Annotated in this window: 10 protein-coding genes; 8 read left to right on the top strand and 2 right to left on the bottom strand. The window is 42.6% G+C overall.

The window, feature by feature from the left end; translation table 11 throughout:
- Positions 1–90 precede the first annotated feature (90 nt).
- On the top strand, positions 91–864 hold the full coding sequence (locus tag IEY48_RS00575; RefSeq protein WP_188916397.1) for an EAL domain-containing protein: 774 nt from the start codon (positions 91–93) through the stop codon (positions 862–864).
- Between the two features lie 65 nt (positions 865–929).
- Here the strand turns inward: IEY48_RS00575 and asnS are convergent, their stop codons facing one another.
- A complete protein-coding gene (asnS, locus tag IEY48_RS00570) occupies positions 930–2330 on the bottom strand; it encodes an asparagine--tRNA ligase (protein WP_188916396.1) in 1401 nt (466 codons plus the stop codon).
- 300 nt (positions 2331–2630) lie between these two features.
- Between asnS and IEY48_RS00565 the strand changes: the two genes are divergently transcribed.
- The gene (locus IEY48_RS00565; protein ID WP_188916395.1) at positions 2631–2966 is read left to right on the top strand and encodes a hypothetical protein; all 336 of its coding nucleotides are present in this window, start codon (positions 2631–2633) and stop codon (positions 2964–2966) included.
- Positions 2967–2980: 14 nt separating this feature from the next.
- Here IEY48_RS00565 and IEY48_RS00560 read toward each other — a convergent pair whose 3' ends face one another.
- Entirely contained in the window at positions 2981–3556 is a 576-nt protein-coding gene (locus tag IEY48_RS00560; RefSeq protein WP_188916394.1) for a CoA pyrophosphatase, read from the bottom strand.
- 420 nt (positions 3557–3976) lie between these two features.
- On the opposite strand from IEY48_RS00560, the gene malQ reads away from it, so the two are divergent.
- From malQ to IEY48_RS00530, 6 genes are all read left to right on the top strand, one after another.
- Positions 3977–6166, top strand: coding sequence for a 4-alpha-glucanotransferase (gene malQ / locus IEY48_RS00555; RefSeq protein WP_188916393.1), 2190 nt, complete (start codon positions 3977–3979; stop codon positions 6164–6166).
- A gap of 13 nt (positions 6167–6179) precedes the next feature.
- Positions 6180–8405 (top strand): 1,4-alpha-glucan branching protein GlgB, encoded by a 2226-nt coding sequence (gene glgB / locus IEY48_RS00550; protein WP_188916392.1) that lies wholly within the window; start codon positions 6180–6182, stop codon positions 8403–8405.
- A gap of 48 nt (positions 8406–8453) precedes the next feature.
- The gene (gene glgX / locus IEY48_RS00545) at positions 8454–10553 is read left to right on the top strand and encodes a glycogen debranching protein GlgX (RefSeq protein ID WP_188916391.1); all 2100 of its coding nucleotides are present in this window, start codon (positions 8454–8456) and stop codon (positions 10551–10553) included.
- Between the two features lie 3 nt (positions 10554–10556).
- The gene (locus IEY48_RS00540) at positions 10557–13091 is read left to right on the top strand and encodes a glycogen/starch/alpha-glucan phosphorylase (RefSeq protein WP_188916390.1); all 2535 of its coding nucleotides are present in this window, start codon (positions 10557–10559) and stop codon (positions 13089–13091) included.
- A gap of 102 nt (positions 13092–13193) precedes the next feature.
- Positions 13194–14453: a glucose-1-phosphate adenylyltransferase gene (gene glgC, locus IEY48_RS00535; RefSeq protein ID WP_188916389.1), complete on the top strand. Its 1260-nt coding sequence runs from the start codon at positions 13194–13196 to the stop codon at positions 14451–14453.
- Positions 14454–14466: 13 nt separating this feature from the next.
- Positions 14467–16167, top strand: coding sequence for a glycogen synthase (locus IEY48_RS00530; protein WP_188916388.1), 1701 nt, complete (start codon positions 14467–14469; stop codon positions 16165–16167).
- Positions 16168–16469: the final 302 nt, after the last annotated feature.

Genomic DNA, 16469 nt, shown 5'->3' with positions numbered 1-16469 from the left:
TTAGTAGACAACATTTTATATAACGTACTTTAATTGAATGACTTGTGACGTATTGATGCGAAAAACACAGAGAATAAACGGGTAAAAAATATGAAATCCGACGATATAAATTGCGACAAAGTGGTGTGTATTCAATGTATCGATGCCAATGAACTCGATTTTGACTTTACCATGGCATTTCAGCCCATTATTAATTGCCAAACTCGACAGGTGTTTGGCTACGAAGCCTTAGTTCGCGGGCTCAATAATGAGTCGGCTTACTCTATCATTTCTCAAGTGAATGACGATAACCGATACCTATTTGATCAGCTTTGTCGAATTAAAGCTATCGCCCTAGCGGCTAAACTGGGCATCACCTCAATGTTGAGTATTAATTTTTTACCTAATGCTATCTATAAGCCAGAAAGGTGCATTCGTACCACGCTCGAGGCGGCTAAACAGTATCAGTTTCCCACCCAGCAGATTATGTTTGAGTTTACCGAGGTTGAAAAAATAGAAGACAGTGAACACATCAAAAGAATCGTTAATTATTATCAAGCATTAGGTTTTAAAACGGCAACCGATGATTTTGGTTCTGGGTTTTCTGGGTTAAATTTACTCGCAGATTTTCAAACTGATATTATTAAACTCGACATGGGGCTTATCCGCAATATTGACTTAAATAGTACTCGTCAGGTCATCGTCAACCACTGCTTGAATATGATGCAAGAACTCAATATCACGGTTTTAGCCGAAGGGATAGAAACTATGGATGAGTATCTTTGGTTAAAAAATGCCGGAATCGAACTGATGCAAGGTTATCTTTTTGCTAAGCCCGGTTTTGAATCTTTGCCCGAAATTGATTTTACATTGCTCAAGGCATAATCAAATAATGAAAAACGCGCCATCAAGGCGCGTTTTAACATCTATTTGCCTATGGTATTAGCGTATTAGAAGTTAGCCGAACGTGGTGCACGTGGGAACGGAATAACATCGCGGATGTTGTTCACGCCAGTCACGTAAGACACTAAACGTTCAAACCCTAAACCAAATCCTGAATGAGGCACTGTGCCATAACGGCGCAGATCACGGTACCACCAGTAATCTTCCTGGCTTAATTCCATTTCAGCTAGACGGGCATCTAATACATCTAAACGCTCTTCACGCTGCGCACCGCCAATGATTTCACCGATACCCGGTGCTAGTACATCCATTGCAGCAACGGTTTTACCGTCATCGTTTAAACGCATGTAGAAGGCTTTAATGTCTTTCGGGTAGTTTTTCACAACAACCGGTGCTTTAAAGTGTTCTTCTGCTAGGTAACGCTCATGTTCAGACTGTAAATCGATACCCCATTCAACTGGGAATTCAAAAGTCTTACCACAGTTTTTCAGGATTTCAACCGCGTCAGTGTAATCAACCTGAGCAAAATCGCTACTCACAAACGACTGCAAACGCTCAACCACGGTGTTATCTACACGTTGGTTAAAGAAGTTCAAATCGTCCATACGTTCTTCAAGCACGGCGTTGAATGCAAATTTAAGCATTTTTTCAGCGAGTTCAGCTGCATCATCTAATGTCGCGAATGCCACTTCTGGCTCAACCATCCAGAATTCAGCAAGGTGACGCGTGGTGTTTGAGTTTTCAGCACGGAAGGTTGGGCCAAAGGTATATACTTTAGACAATGCACAAGCGTAGGTTTCAGCGTTTAACTGACCAGAGACCGTTAAGAACGATTCTTTACCAAAAAAGTCTTTATCGTAGTCCACTTTACCAGCGTCAGTGCGCGGCAGGTTTTCCATGTCTAATGTTGATACACGGAACATTTCGCCAGCACCTTCACAGTCAGATGCGGTGATCAATGGGGTTGATACCCAAATGAAACCTTCTTGGTGATAGAAGCGGTGAATTGCTTGTGATAAACAGTTACGAACGCGAGCCACAGCACCAATAATGTTAGTACGTGGGCGCAAATGGGCAAGTTCACGTAAATGCTCAATAGAGTGGCGCTTAGCTGACATTGGGTAGGTATCTGGGTCATCAACAAAACCGGTGACAACCACTTCACTCACTTGTAGCTCAAATGCCTGGCCAGCACCTGGAGAAGCCACAACTTCACCGGTCATGACGACAGAACAGCCGGCAGTCAATTTCAATACATCGTCATTGTAATTGGCTAGGCTATTTGGCACGACACCTTGAATTGGGTCGAAACATGAACCGTCATAAACGGCCAAGAATGAGATACCAGCTTTAGAATCACGACGAGTTCTAACCCAGCCACGAACCGTGACTTGCGAACCGATGGCGTGTTCACCTTTAAATACAGAAGCGACAGATGTAATGCTCATTGTTGCTTAATTCTCCAACGTATCGAATTATGAATATAAATTTGGGGTTTATCTTACCTTGCTGGTGGCTTTTCTCAAGCTGAAAACGCTTTTCTAATGCGATTAATGTGTTACTTTTAAATAAGTCGGTTAAATATTTGGCAAATGAGTGGGTTAAGCCAAAGCTTATTCGCTGATTTAGCCGATATAATGAGAAAAGACACTCAATAGTGAGTACTCAATTTATCACTGGCATATAAAACGGTTACACACTGTTTGTTTTGTATGCACAAATATGTGGTATTAACCAAGGAACAGGACATGTCTCGATTAGGCGTATTGCAAGTCATATTAACCGTGTTGTCGCTGTTAGGCTGGAGTTTAGCCATTTATGCTCTGATTATTTACGGTGAGGCTAGGCCAGATCGCGCCGTCGGTTACTTTTTAAGTAAAGGTGTGTCTGTGCGTTTGTATTGGGATCCGGACTTAACCATTAAGTTGGAATATTTGATTTGGTGTTGCGCTGCGGTGAGTTTTTTAAATTTACTGGTCAATTTTTATGCTAAAACCACCACTAGAATGGGTTTTTGGGTCAATATTCCTCTGTTGTTAGTCGTGTCATTGTCTGCCGGGTTATATATCCGCTATGTCGTGTGATGGCGACTATGCGGTTATTCGTGAGTCACATGACGGCATAATAAATCAATAATGGCAGCAGTAACGCCCCAAATAAAGCGGTCTTCAAATGGCATAAAATGGACACGGTATCGTTTACCATGACGGTAATGAAACACCTCATGCCGGTTGTCTTTTTCAATAAAAAAACTCAAAGGTACGGTAAAGCAATCTGCAACTTCCCCAGGATCAATCATTAACTCAAAGGGCTGTTTAACTAAGCCCACTACAGGGGTGATTTCAAAGCCAGTAAAGGTTTTGTGCGCCGGGAATATCCCTAACACATCCACATTATCTGCTAATAAACCAATTTCTTCATTGGCTTCCCTTAAAGCTGTGTGGATCAAATTAACGTCTGTCGGCTCTGCTTTACCACCGGGGAAACTAATTTGCCCAGGGTGATGACGTAAATGAAGTGGTCGCTGCGTTAATATCAATTGCAGTTGTTGATCGATTTCAATAATTGGGATTAACACGGCAGCTTGACGGCCTAAATACGAGGTAGGTGCAGACACAATTGCTGCACTGAGCTGATGTAAATTATAGCGTATTGTAAACTCGTATTTATTCAAGAGGCATTAATTCCCGTGACAATTGTCTGATTTTATTATCATAACAGGACGAAGCTCACAGACAAGGCCTGATAAGCAGGTATAAGGTGTTGAAATATAGCTTTCGATGCTCTGTAACTCTTTGGAAACTTGCATAATCTTGTCCAATATTGGCTGCGCTTTTTTATTGCAATATCATCCTTTTTCTGGTTGTTTATTGCACTACCTTTGTTTGTTATGCGCTGTTATAGTGCAATGATATGGTCTAAAACACATGTATTAAATAGTTGTTTAAAACCTGGGTTGTTTATTTAACCAATTGATTTGATGAAAATTGTTTCTGTCATTTATCTGCCATTAATCTGTCGCTATATTGTTACGATTAACTGGCATGGTAACTGCTGGAATTAATGCAGTTAATAATCGCGAGGGAAGACAAATATGGGACTGGAGAAGTTGCTGTATTTGCAAGGCGTTGGCGCAGAGTTTATCGATTGTGTCGGTAAACTGGTTCACATACCTGCTAAGGATAGGCAGGGCATATTAACCACGATGTTAATACCCACATCATTCAATCAACATCAATGTGATCCGTCCGAATATCCACATTTACTGAATGAACATAAAATGGCTCAACGTATTGAGCAGTTAGATATCGATCCTTGGTTGGTGCCATTACACCGTTTTCAATGGTGTGAAATCGACAAACCACACATTGATGTGCAATTACCCGACAATTATCCTTTTGCGTTTAAAGTCACTATATATGGTGAAGGTATAGACACATTAACGGTGACCGCTTACTGCCAAGATTGTGCTGTCGTCGGTGAGTACTATTATGGTGGGCAACGTTATTGTCAGTATCGTTTAGTGTTAGACAAACCCAATTTACACTTAGGTTACCATCATATTAGCTTGGCGTTTATTGGGGATTCTACTCGGGTAAATACCTTATACGGTCAAATTATGCTGGCACCACAAACCGCATATCAAGGACGACTTACAGCGCATTCTGAAACACAAAAGCAGCCTTGGGGCTTAAATGCACAATTGTATGCAATGCGTAGCGATCAACAATGGGGAGTGGGTGATTTCGGCAACCTCGCTGAACTTATTGACTATGCCGCCCATGCTGGAGCCGATTTTATTCTGCTTAACCCACTGCACGCGTTAGACATCAGTCAGCCAGAAAACCCGAGTCCATATAGTCCTACCGATCGCCGCCGTTTAAATCCTTTGTATATTCAAATCGAAGCGGTTTATGAATACAAAGCAGTGCAAAAAGAGCTCTCGACTCAACAGTGGCAACAAAAAAAACATGCGTTAAATCAAGCGCAATTGATTAATTATGAAGAAGTGCAACTACTCAAATACACAGCGTTTGAAAAGTTGTATCAAATATTTTGTCAGCAACATGTAAAGAATGAAACCACCAGATATCATGCTTACTTGCATTTTGTTGAACAGGATAAAGTTGCATTGATGCAGTTTGTTCATAAAGAGATTGAGTTGGCTTCAAAATATTTCACTCAGGAAGAAGGCTTTTATTTGTACTTGCAATTTGTTGCAAGTGAACAATTAGAAGCATGTCAGCTTAACGCAAAACAATGCGGTATGAGCATTGGCCTTATACGTGATTTAGCCGTAGGTGCAGTGAGCCATGGTGCTGAAGTGAGTGCCAATTTATCGTTTTTTTGTGATAACGCCAGTATCGGTGCACCGCCAGACCCTTTTGCTGAGCAAGGGCAAAATTGGGGGTTAACGCCATTTGACCCAGTAAAATTAAAGCAACATGATTTTAGCCATTTTATCCAATTGGTGCGCAGTAATATGCAACATTGCGGTGCATTACGCATCGATCATGTCATGGGCTTATTACGTTTATGGTGGTGGCCACTTAATCGCGAGTTAGGCGAGGGGAGTTACGTGTATTACCCAGTCGAAACCTTATTAGCGATTGTGTGTCTTGAAAGCCAACGTGCTCGCTGTGTTGTCATTGGTGAGGATCTTGGCATTGTACCGCCAGAAATTGTATCGCGCTTAGCACAAGCAGGGGTGTTCTCTAATGAGCTATTTTATTTCTGCAAAGACTACGACCGCTTTAAATCACCAAAAGATTACAAACATCAAAGTTTAATGATGCTGGCTAATCATGATGTGCCCACCATTAAAGCGTGGTGGACGGGTGATGATCTTAAATTACGACGACAGCTGCAGTTAATTGATAACGACGAACGATTACTTCAGGTTTTGCATACTCGTCAGCTTGAAAAACAACAGTTAATTCAATTATTGGTTGAGCAGGAGGCGATTGATCCTGTCGCTGATGACAATATTGATCAAGTTGATTTTGAGGTGTTATTACTGGCGTGGATGTCGGTAGCAGCTAGAGGCAATGCACAATTATTCAGTGTGCAATTAAGTGATTTAGTCGCAGATAAGCACGGGGTTAATATTCCTGGTACATGGAAAGAGTTTCCAAACTGGCAACGTCGTTTGCCATTGAGCATTCAACAAATGTCACAAAGCGTTAAAGTACAGCAAAGGTTGAATGCGATTAAACAATCAAGACAAGCTAGCAGCCATCAATTTGCTGCCAATATGTCTTCATCCAACAATTCAGAACAATAATGGATCATTGTATATGACTGTAGCAACTGCATATTTTCATCAAGGTAGCGATATCGCGTTATTAAATGGTGATTACACAGATGTGTTTTCATTGCTTGGCATGCACAGAAGTAATGACGGCAAAGGATTAATTGTTCGTTGTTATTTACCCGGTGCGATATCCATTGATGTCATTAGTTTTAAAGATGGCCGTAAAGTAGCGAGCCTTGAACAGCTTAATGATCAGGGATTATTTGCCGGCAAAATGGGCCGCAGAGTGAAACCTTTTACTTATCAACTGCGGGTACAATTTCCACTTTGTGAGCAACTAATCAGTGACCCATATCAATACGACAGTTTATTAGACCCACAAGATGTGTATTTATTTGGTGAAGGAAGCCAGTTACAGACATACCGTTTTCAAGGCGCTAACTGGCGTGAACATGAAGGTGTCACTGGTGTGCATTTTTGTGTGTGGGCGCCAAATGCTAAAAAAGTCGCATTAATAGGCGATTTTAACGCATGGGATCAAAAACGACATATTCTGCGTTTTCATCCAGGGAGTGGTTTGTGGGATATCTTTATCGTTGAAGTCGAAGCCGATCAGCATTACAAATTTGCGATTACCGATGAGCATGGTCATGTGGTCGTAAAGTCAGATCCTTATGCCGTATCGATGCAACCATCGCCACATAACGCCTCTAAAATTCCTTCACCTGCATTATATCAATGGCAAGACGAGCAATGGCTTAAGGATCGTAGCCAAAGCCATAATCATAATCAGCCAATGTCGATTTATGAGGTGCATTTAGCGTCTTGGCGCAGAACAGGCGATGAAGGCCAAGAATACACAGATTATGTGCAGTTAATTAATGAGTTGGTGCCCTATGTAAAAGAAATGGGGTTTACCCATTTACAATTGATGCCTATTAGCGAGTTTCCCTTTGACGGTTCATGGGGGTATCAACCCGTTGGCCTATATGCACCAACGTATCGTTTTGGTGATGCAAACGGCCTTAAAGCGTTTATTGATGCTTGCCATCAACAAGATATTGCCGTGTTACTCGACTGGGTACCGGCGCATTTTCCTCGCGATCCCCATGGTCTAGTGCGTTTTGATGGCAGTTGTTTGTACGAGCATCAAGATCCACGTAAAGGTGAACACCCTGATTGGGACACGTTAATTTATAACTATGGCCGCGCTGAAGTGCGCAGCTTTTTATACAGTAATGCCCATTATTGGCTCGATGAATTCCATTTTGATGGTCTACGTTTAGATGCGGTGTCATCGATGTTATACCTTGATTACAGCCGTAATGCTGATCAATGGGTACCCAATGAGTTTGGCGGGCGTGAAAACCTGCAAGCCATTCAATTTTTGCAAGAGTTGAATGCGCGTATGTACCAGTGTTTTCCGGGTATCAATATGATTGCAGAAGAATCAACAGCATGGCCGGGTGTCACTCAAGCAACTGACCAAAATGGTTTAGGTTTTGGGTTTAAGTGGAACATGGGCTGGATGAATGACACGTTACGTTATATCAGTTGTGATCCACTTTACCGTCGTTTTCACCATGGTGAGCTCACATTTAGCTTAGTGTATGCCTTTACCGAACAATTCATTTTATCGTTAAGCCATGATGAAGTGGTGCACGGCAAAGGGTCTTTACTGCACAAAATTCCAGGTGATGATTGGCAAAAATTTGCCACATTACGCGCATATTATGGCTATATGTGGTCACATCCAGGAAAAAAACTGCTGTTTATGGGCAATGAGTTTGCTCAACGTAATGAATGGAATCATAACCAAAGCCTGGATTGGCATTTACTCGAATTTGCACCTCATCAAGGCATGCAAGATTGGGTTCGTGACCTTAATCAGCTTTACCAACAAACCCCCGCGTTATACGAATGTGACCATCAAAGTGACGGGTTTGCTTGGTTTGATTGCAACAATGCTGACAACAACATTTTGGTTTACTGCCGTTACGCTAAAGACAAACAACAACACGCGATAATTGTAGTGAATATGTCTCCGCAAGTGCATCAGGGTTTCCGTCTTGGGCTACCCAGTGCAGGGCAATATACCGAAGCACTCAACAGCGATCACCACTATTACGGTGGCAGTCATGTGATTAATGAAGGCCCATTGGAAACACAAACCACGCCATGGCAGGGTATGGATAACAGTATCGTGATTACTGTTCCCCCTCTAGGTTGTACTATTTTTGTGCCAGAAGCACTCGAACCCGCTGAGTAATATTAGCGCTAAACAGTCTTTAGGCTTATTTACATGTAGGGATTCAGTATGGATATGACCAGTGGTTACCCCTATCCTTTAGGGGCAACAATTGATGACTATGGAGTCAACTTTTCGTTGTTTTCAGCCCACGCAACCAAGGTGGTGTTATGTCTATTTGACCCTAGCGGACAAGTTGAAGTTGCACAGTATATTATGCGAGACAGTACCCGCCAAATTTGGCATTGCCATCTTGCGGATGCTAAAGCGGGCTTGTTATATGGTTATCGTGTGTTTGGCCCGTATCAGCCTGAGCTCGGGCATCGATTTAATCATCATAAATTACTGCTCGACCCTTACGCAAAAAAACTGGTAGGTGAGGTAATCCAACATCCCGCGTTATATGGTTATGATGTTGATGATCCAACAGAAGATTTATCGTTTGATACTCAGGACAGCGCGGCATATATGCCTAAATGCCAAGTGATTAATCACGATTTTGTTGATGATATACCTATTGCGCCTTTACAGACTCCACTTTACAAAAGTGTGTTATTTGAAACCCATGTTAAGGGTTTTACTAAGCAACATCCATTAGTCGACACAGCAAAACAAGGCACTTTTGCAGGGCTTTCGAGCCAGGCGGTTATTGATTATTTGCAAGAGCTTGGCGTGACGGGAGTGGAATTGCTCCCAGTACACGGATTTTTTGATGAGCCGTTTTTAACAGAAAAAGGCCTGAATAATTATTGGGGTTACAATAGCATTGCATTTATGGCGCCACACAGTGGATATTTAGCCAATAAAAACGGTGATATTGCCGAATTTAGACACATGGTTTCGCGGCTACATCAAGCTGGGATTGAAGTGATACTCGATGTGGTGTTTAACCACACTGCAGAAGGAAACCATCTTGGCCCCACTTACAGTTTTCGCGGCATAGACAACGCCAGCTATTATCGATTATTGCCTAATGATAAGCGCTTTAACATTAACGATACTGGCTGTGGTAACACATTTAACCTCAACCACCCACAAACACTCATGCTAGTCATGGACTCATTACGATACTGGGTTGAAGTGATGGGCGTTGATGGTTTCCGTTTCGATCTTGCCAGTTGCCTTGGCCGCGAAGTGTATGGTTTTGACCCAGGTAGTGGTTTTTTTGATGCCATTACCCAAGACCCCGTATTGTGTAAAGTCAAACTGATTGCAGAGCCGTGGGATATTGGCCCAGGCGGTTATCAACTCGGTAACTATCCTGTTGCCTTTAGTGAATGGAATGACCGCTACCGTGATGCTATGCGCCGTTTTTGGCGCGGTGACAGTGGCATGCTTCCAGAGTTTGCCAAACGTTTTCATGGTTCAAGTGACTTTTTTGAGCACAATGGCCGTGGTCCTTCTGCCAGTATTAACTTTATCACTAGTCATGACGGCTTTACCTTGCATGATTTAGTGAGTTATCAGCAACGACATAATCTTGCCAATGGTGAAGAAAATCGCGACGGACACCAAGAAAATTGCAGTGATAATTACGGTGTTGAAGGTGAAACCAATGACCAAGAAATTAACGCCATTCGTGAACGCCAAAAACGCAATTTACTCACCTGTCTATTGCTATCCCAAGGGGTTCCTATGCTGCTTGCCGGTGATGAATCTGGCCAAAGTCAACAAGGAAACAATAACGCCTACTGTCAGGACAACCCACTTGGATGGTTTGATTGGGATGTGATTGACTGGTCATTGGTGAGCTACACTGCAAAGCTGATTAGCTTACGTAAACGCTTTCCTATGTTATGTCATCAGGCGTTTATTCATAAACCTGAAGCCCTCTTTGACAATGGCTTAGCCTGGTTTAATCGCCAAGGTGAAGTGATGACCAAATCTCATTGGTGCGAACACCATACTCGCACACTCAGTGTCATTATTACCGGTAATTTAGGCCATGCAGATATCGGTGCAGGGCCTGAAAGTACCGAAGCATTATTGTTACTCATCAATGTAGATTATCAATCTCATACGTTCACATTACCGCAACTCGCTCACCTTAAGCATTGGCACTGTTTAATACATACCCAATCCTCTGAGCCTGCCGTTGATAACAATCAACAAGTGAAGCTAATCGATCGCAGTTTAATGTTATTTCATACCGAATTTACCAAGGAGTGATGGATGACCACAGCTAAAGAAAGTGCCAATGAAAAGAAAGCCTCTACGCCACGCAAAAAACCAGTTAAAAAGACCAAGGTAAAAGCGGATCCTATTGTGGAGCCTGCGGTCCCTGCAGACACGTGTGAACCATGTGATACCTTAGGTGCATCACTTGCGCGGCATATTCGTTACGGTTTATGCCGTGATGATCATGATCCTGAAGAACTATTTACCGCAGTGGGTAAAAGTGTAAAAGAACAAATGTTAGATGACTGGCGACAAACTCGGATTAAAGACAACCAATACCAGCAAAAGCAAGTGGCCTATTTATCGCTTGAGTTTTTAATGGGCCGAGCGTTAGGCAATGCGTTATTGAGTTTAAATTTAACCGACGAAGCTAAAGCCGTATTAACCGATTACGCAACAACCCTAGAAGATATTGAGCAAGTCGAACATGATGCTGGTTTAGGTAATGGTGGCTTAGGGCGTTTGGCCGCTTGCTTTTTAGACAGTTGTGCCAGCTTGGATTTATCGGTAACAGGTTATGGTATTCGCTATCAATATGGCATGTTTATGCAAAAAATTGTCGACGGTTATCAAATTGAGCAACCCGATCGTTGGTTACGTCATGGTAATCCATGGGAAGTCAGGATTGCCCATAAAATTGTCACGGTGCCTTTCTTTGGTCATACCGAAAACTATGTGGATAAACACGGACGCCGGCATCATGTATGGACAGACACCCAAAATGTGTTAGCAGTACCTTACGACGTGCCCATTCCAGGTTTTAATAATGGCCGGATCAATACGCTACGGTTATGGAAAGCAGAAGCAAACGATGAGTTTGACTTAGCCGAGTTTAATGAAGGTGATTACGCTGAAGCGGTAGCCACCAAAAATTTGGCCGAGCAAATCACCATGGTACTGTATCCAAATGACGCCAGTGTGAATGGTAAAGAGCTAAGATTAAGACAGCAGTATTTTTTATCGTCAGCCAGTTTACAAGATTTGTTAGCGCGTTATGTTGCCCATTATGGCAAAGATTTCAGCCAATTTAGCCAGCATAATGTTTTGCAACTTAACGATACACACCCAAGTATTGCGGTGCCTGAGCTGATGCGCCTACTACTTGACCAATACGAACTCACATGGGATGAAGCCTGGGCTATTACCAGTGAATCAATGGCCTACACTAACCACACACTACTACCTGAAGCGTTAGAGCGATGGTCAGTGCCGATGATGAAATACATGTTGCCACGTATTGTTGAAATCATTTTTGAAATCAACTCTCGTTATCTTGAACAAGTAGCACATCACTGGCCAGGAAACATTGAAAAATTGACGAGTATGTCAATTATCGAAGAAGGACCAGAGCAACACATCAGAATGGCCTACTTGGCCATCGTCGCGAGTTTTTCTGTCAATGGCGTTGCCGGTTTACATACGCAATTATTAAAAGACGGTCTATTTAGTGATTTTTACCAATTATGGCCAGAGAAATTTAATAATAAAACCAATGGTGTTACTCCAAGGCGTTGGCTTGCTTATTGTAATCCGAAGTTGGCTGGTTTAATTACTCGTCGCTTAGGCAAAGAGTGGATCACTGATTTATCACGCCTTGCTGCATTAAATGCCTTTACCAGCGATAAAGCCTTTGTGAAGGAGTGGGCCGAAATTAAGCTCGCAAATAAACAAGCGTTAAGTGAATTTGTTGAACAAGAATGCGGAGTTAAATTTGACCCAAGCATGATGTTTGATGTGCAGGTTAAGCGCATACACGAATACAAGCGCCAACTATTAAATATTTTGCATGTGATTCATTTGTACCGTCGTATTTTAAATGGTGATACCGAAGGCATGGTACCGCGTTGTGTGTTAATTGGCGGTAAAGCTGCGCCGGGTTATGCCATGGCGAAACAAATCATCAAATTAGCTAACAGTGTTGCCCATATGGTCAACTCAGACCCATTAGTGACGCCTTATCTGCGGATGGCATTTTTACCAAACTATAATGTCAGTGCAATGGAAAAAATTTGTCCTGGTACCGATTTGTCTGAACAAATTTCTACCGCAGGGAAAGAAGCCTCGGGCACGGGCAATATGAAGTTTATGATGAACGGTGCATTAACCATTGGTACGTTAGATGGCGCAAACATTGAAATGTTAGAAGAGGTGGGGCACGAAAACTTCTTCCTGTTTGGTTTAGACGCTGCTCAAGTAGCACAAGCCAAAGTGAATTATCAACCACAACACATTATTGCTCAATCTGAAGCCCTCAGTGGGGTAATGAGTATGCTTAAAAGTGGTCACTTTAATTTGGTTGAGCCGGGTATCTTTGATCATATTATTGCCTCAATTATCGACCCATACGATCAATGGATGACCGCCGCAGATTTTGAGAGCTATCGCATTGCACAAGAAAAAGTCGCGCAAACCTATTTAGACCAGGACACCTGGCAACAAATCAGTATCAGAAACAGCGCCGCCAGTGGCCGTTTCTCTAGTGATAACACCATAGCGGGCTACCGCGACGATATCTGGATGAAAAAGTAAACTGAAAAACCGGCGGTGTTCGCACCGCTACATAAACACAGTGAACGTGGATAGATGCTTAATAATCGTGGCTTTTGATTAAAAGCCGAATGGAGTCTGTTTATGAGTAATGTTCGTTATATTAGTAATTTAACCCGTGATACCTATGCAATTATTCTTGCTGGTGGCCGTGGTTCGCGTTTGTATGAGTTAACCGATTGGCGTGCAAAGCCTGCGTTGTACTTTGGGGGTAAATTTCGAATTATCGATTTTCCGCTATCAAACTGTATTAACTCAGGTATTCGTCGTGTGGGTGTGGTGACACAATACAAGTCTCACTCACTGATACGACATGTTACACGTGGTTGGGGCCACTTTAAAAAAGAACTGGGTGAATCGGTTGAGATTTTACCGGCGTCGCAACAAACGTCAGGTAATTGGTATCAAGGAACTGCCGATGCCGTGTTTCAAAATATCGATATTATTCGTCATGAAATCCCAAAATACGTGATGATTTTATCCGGCGATCATGTGTATCGTATGGATTATGCCGGTTTATTGGCTGCACATGCCGAGTCGGGTGCCGATATGACGGTATGTTGTTTAGAAACACCCATACCTGAAGCCGCTGGGGCATTTGGTGTCATGGAAGTTGATGAAAATATGCGAGTGATTGGCTTTCAAGAAAAACCTGAGCACCCTAAACCTACGCCTAATGATCCTGAAAAGTGTTTGGCATCGATGGGTAATTATGTCTTTAATACCAAGTTTTTGTTTGATCAATTAAAAAAAGATGCCGACAACGTCGCCTCTGATCGCGATTTTGGTAAAGACATTATTCCGTCCATCATTGAACAATTTAATGTTTACGCTTTTCCATTTACCAGCGCGGTACCAGAGCAACCAGCATACTGGCGAGATGTGGGTACCCTTGACTCATTTTTCCAGGCGAATATGGAGCTATTGTCACCTACGCCACAGCTGAACTTATATGATGCTAAATGGCCTATTTGGACTTATCAGGAGCAATTGCCACCGGCAAAATTTGTCTTTGATGATGACGATCGCCGCGGGATGGCCGTAGACTCAATCGTGTCAGGCGGTTGTATTATCTCTGGTGCCAAAGTCAAACGCAGCGTATTGTTTGACGAAGTCCGAGTGTGTTCTTACTCATCGGTTAAAGACTCGGTACTGCTTCCTGATGTCGTGGTATTAAAAAATTGTAATATTCAAAATGCAATTATTGACCGAGGTTGTATCATTCCTGAAGGCACGTTCATTGGGCACAGCAAAGAGCATGATATCGCTCGAGGATTTAGAGTGTCAGAGAAGGGGGTCACCTTGGTGACCCGTAAAATGCTCGGTTTACCCGAAGGTTACTAATAAGGAACCCTGAATGACCCAAGAAAATGTCAACCGCGTTTTGCTGGTGGCAGCAGAAAACGATGCATTGTATGGGGCGAAAGTTGGCGGGATGGCGGATGTAATCCGTGATCTACCGCCTGCATTAGCACAATGTGGAGTCATTGCTGATGTCGCAATGCCAAATTATGGTTTTTTGGCTGAACACTACCATGCTAAGCATTTTGCTAATATTTCGTTAGATTTTGCAGGCTCAAAACACACCGTTAAAGTGTTTTGCATGCCAAGACCCACACATAAAACGGATGCCTCTGCCATCAGCAGGATGTCAGAGGCAGATTTACAGCCCCAACAGCTGCAAACTAATCCGCCGATGGTGTATTTATTTGACCATCCATTATTTAATCATAATGGCCAAGTGTATTGTAATGGTGCCCATGACCGCCCATTTGCAGAAGATGCAACCAAGTTTGCTTTGTTTTCACTCAGTGTTGCTACGTGTTTAGTCGACAATATTTTACCGCGTTACGATGTACTTCATTTGCATGATTGGCATGCTGCCATGGTGGCAATGCTCAGAAAATGCGTCGATTATTTTGATAGCCTCAATTCCATGGAGTGTATTTACACCATTCATAATTTAGCCCTGCAAGGTGTACGGCCTTTTAGTGGCGATCATTCATCGTTTCAAGCTTGGTTTCCGCAATATGCGAGTCAGCTTAAGCCTGTCGCTAACCAAAGTATTTATGACCCGCGTTATTCCAATTGCATTAATCCAATGCGAATGGGGATTGTACTAAGTGATAAAGTGCATTTAGTGTCACCGACTTATGCCCAAGAAGTGTTATTGCCGTCCGATCATCAAAAGGGCTTTTTTGGCGGTGAAGGTTTAGAAGCCGATTTAGCGCTTAAAGCCGAACATCAACAATTAATCGGCATTATAAATGGTTGCATGTATGACGACAGTTCACAGACGCAAACATCAACTGCAGATAATACCGTGTTGGACTTACTCACGTTAGCTGAAAATGCCGTTTTATCTTGGCAAACAAAAGTAGAGCATGTGTCGGCGTTAGACAGCATTGCATTATCACGCATATCACAATTAAAACTGGCAATGAGTCTGGCTGAAAAAGGTGCTCAAACACCATTTTTATTAACCTCTGTCGGCCGATTAACAGAGCAAAAAGTGCTGCTATTGCTACAACCTTATGACAGCCCCAATGGCCAGTCTGATATCACCGTACTCGAAGCATTGCTGCAAGCGTTTAAGCAACTGCAACCTAATGGGGTATTATTGTTGTTAGGCAGTGGTGATGATCAAATTGCCAAGGATTTGCAAACGGTCGCGGCGCGATTTGATAATCTGGTCTTTATGCATGGTTATGATGAGTTATTGTCTGACCGTTTATATCAACAAGGTGATTTGTTTTTAATGCCTAGCTCATTTGAGCCTTGTGGTATTAGCCAAATGCTGGCGATGCGGGAAGGGCAGCCATGTTTAGTGCATGCTGTGGGTGGACTCAAAGATACCATTGAAGACAATGTCAGTGGTTGGGCATTTACGGGTGCATCTTTACCAGAGCAAAGTGAAGCATTGGTTGAGCGCTTTAGACAAGTGCTGGCTTTGTACGGTACACCGACATGGCGAAAGGTAGCTAAAAATGCGGCTAAACAACGTTTCACCTGGGACAGTGTGGCGAAAGACTATATTGAAAAACTCTATCGGCTCTAGTTTATAAGCCATTACTGAAACATAACCTTTATACCCAATCAACTTGAAGATACGTGTTTCAGAGCTTCACCGTGTTTTCAATACTAGGCGCGTTAATGCTGTAATGTGGGTACCTTATAAATTAACGCAACAACGTAGTGGGAACACGGTGAAACTCCCAAAGGGCAAGTTTTATACGCGTTTATGCTGTGTTATTGATTTTGGAAAGGGAACAACCATTACTCGCAATCAATGCCTTGCCTAAACGCGTGTAAATTCTTGCTGAAATCGAGCATCTTCAGGTTGTTTGGGTATAATACAGT

This window comes from Shewanella saliphila, assembly GCF_014648295.1.
Classification (GTDB): domain Bacteria; phylum Pseudomonadota; class Gammaproteobacteria; order Enterobacterales; family Shewanellaceae; genus Shewanella; species Shewanella saliphila.
Note: the sequence above shows the minus strand (reverse complement) of the source record. Positions and strands in the feature narration are given on the sequence as shown.

Coding starts and splice junctions, on each gene's coding strand:
- glgC (WP_188916389.1), top strand. CDS start 13,194: ATGAGTAATGTTCGTTATATTAGTAATTTAACCCGTGATACCTATGCA.
- malQ (WP_188916393.1), top strand. CDS start 3,977: ATGGGACTGGAGAAGTTGCTGTATTTGCAAGGCGTTGGCGCAGAGTTT.
- IEY48_RS00530 (WP_188916388.1), top strand. CDS start 14,467: ATGACCCAAGAAAATGTCAACCGCGTTTTGCTGGTGGCAGCAGAAAAC.
- glgX (WP_188916391.1), top strand. CDS start 8,454: ATGGATATGACCAGTGGTTACCCCTATCCTTTAGGGGCAACAATTGAT.
- glgB (WP_188916392.1), top strand. CDS start 6,180: ATGACTGTAGCAACTGCATATTTTCATCAAGGTAGCGATATCGCGTTA.
- IEY48_RS00540 (WP_188916390.1), top strand. CDS start 10,557: ATGACCACAGCTAAAGAAAGTGCCAATGAAAAGAAAGCCTCTACGCCA.
- IEY48_RS00575 (WP_188916397.1), top strand. CDS start 91: ATGAAATCCGACGATATAAATTGCGACAAAGTGGTGTGTATTCAATGT.
- IEY48_RS00565 (WP_188916395.1), top strand. CDS start 2,631: ATGTCTCGATTAGGCGTATTGCAAGTCATATTAACCGTGTTGTCGCTG.
- asnS (WP_188916396.1), bottom strand. CDS start 2,330: ATGAGCATTACATCTGTCGCTTCTGTATTTAAAGGTGAACACGCCATC.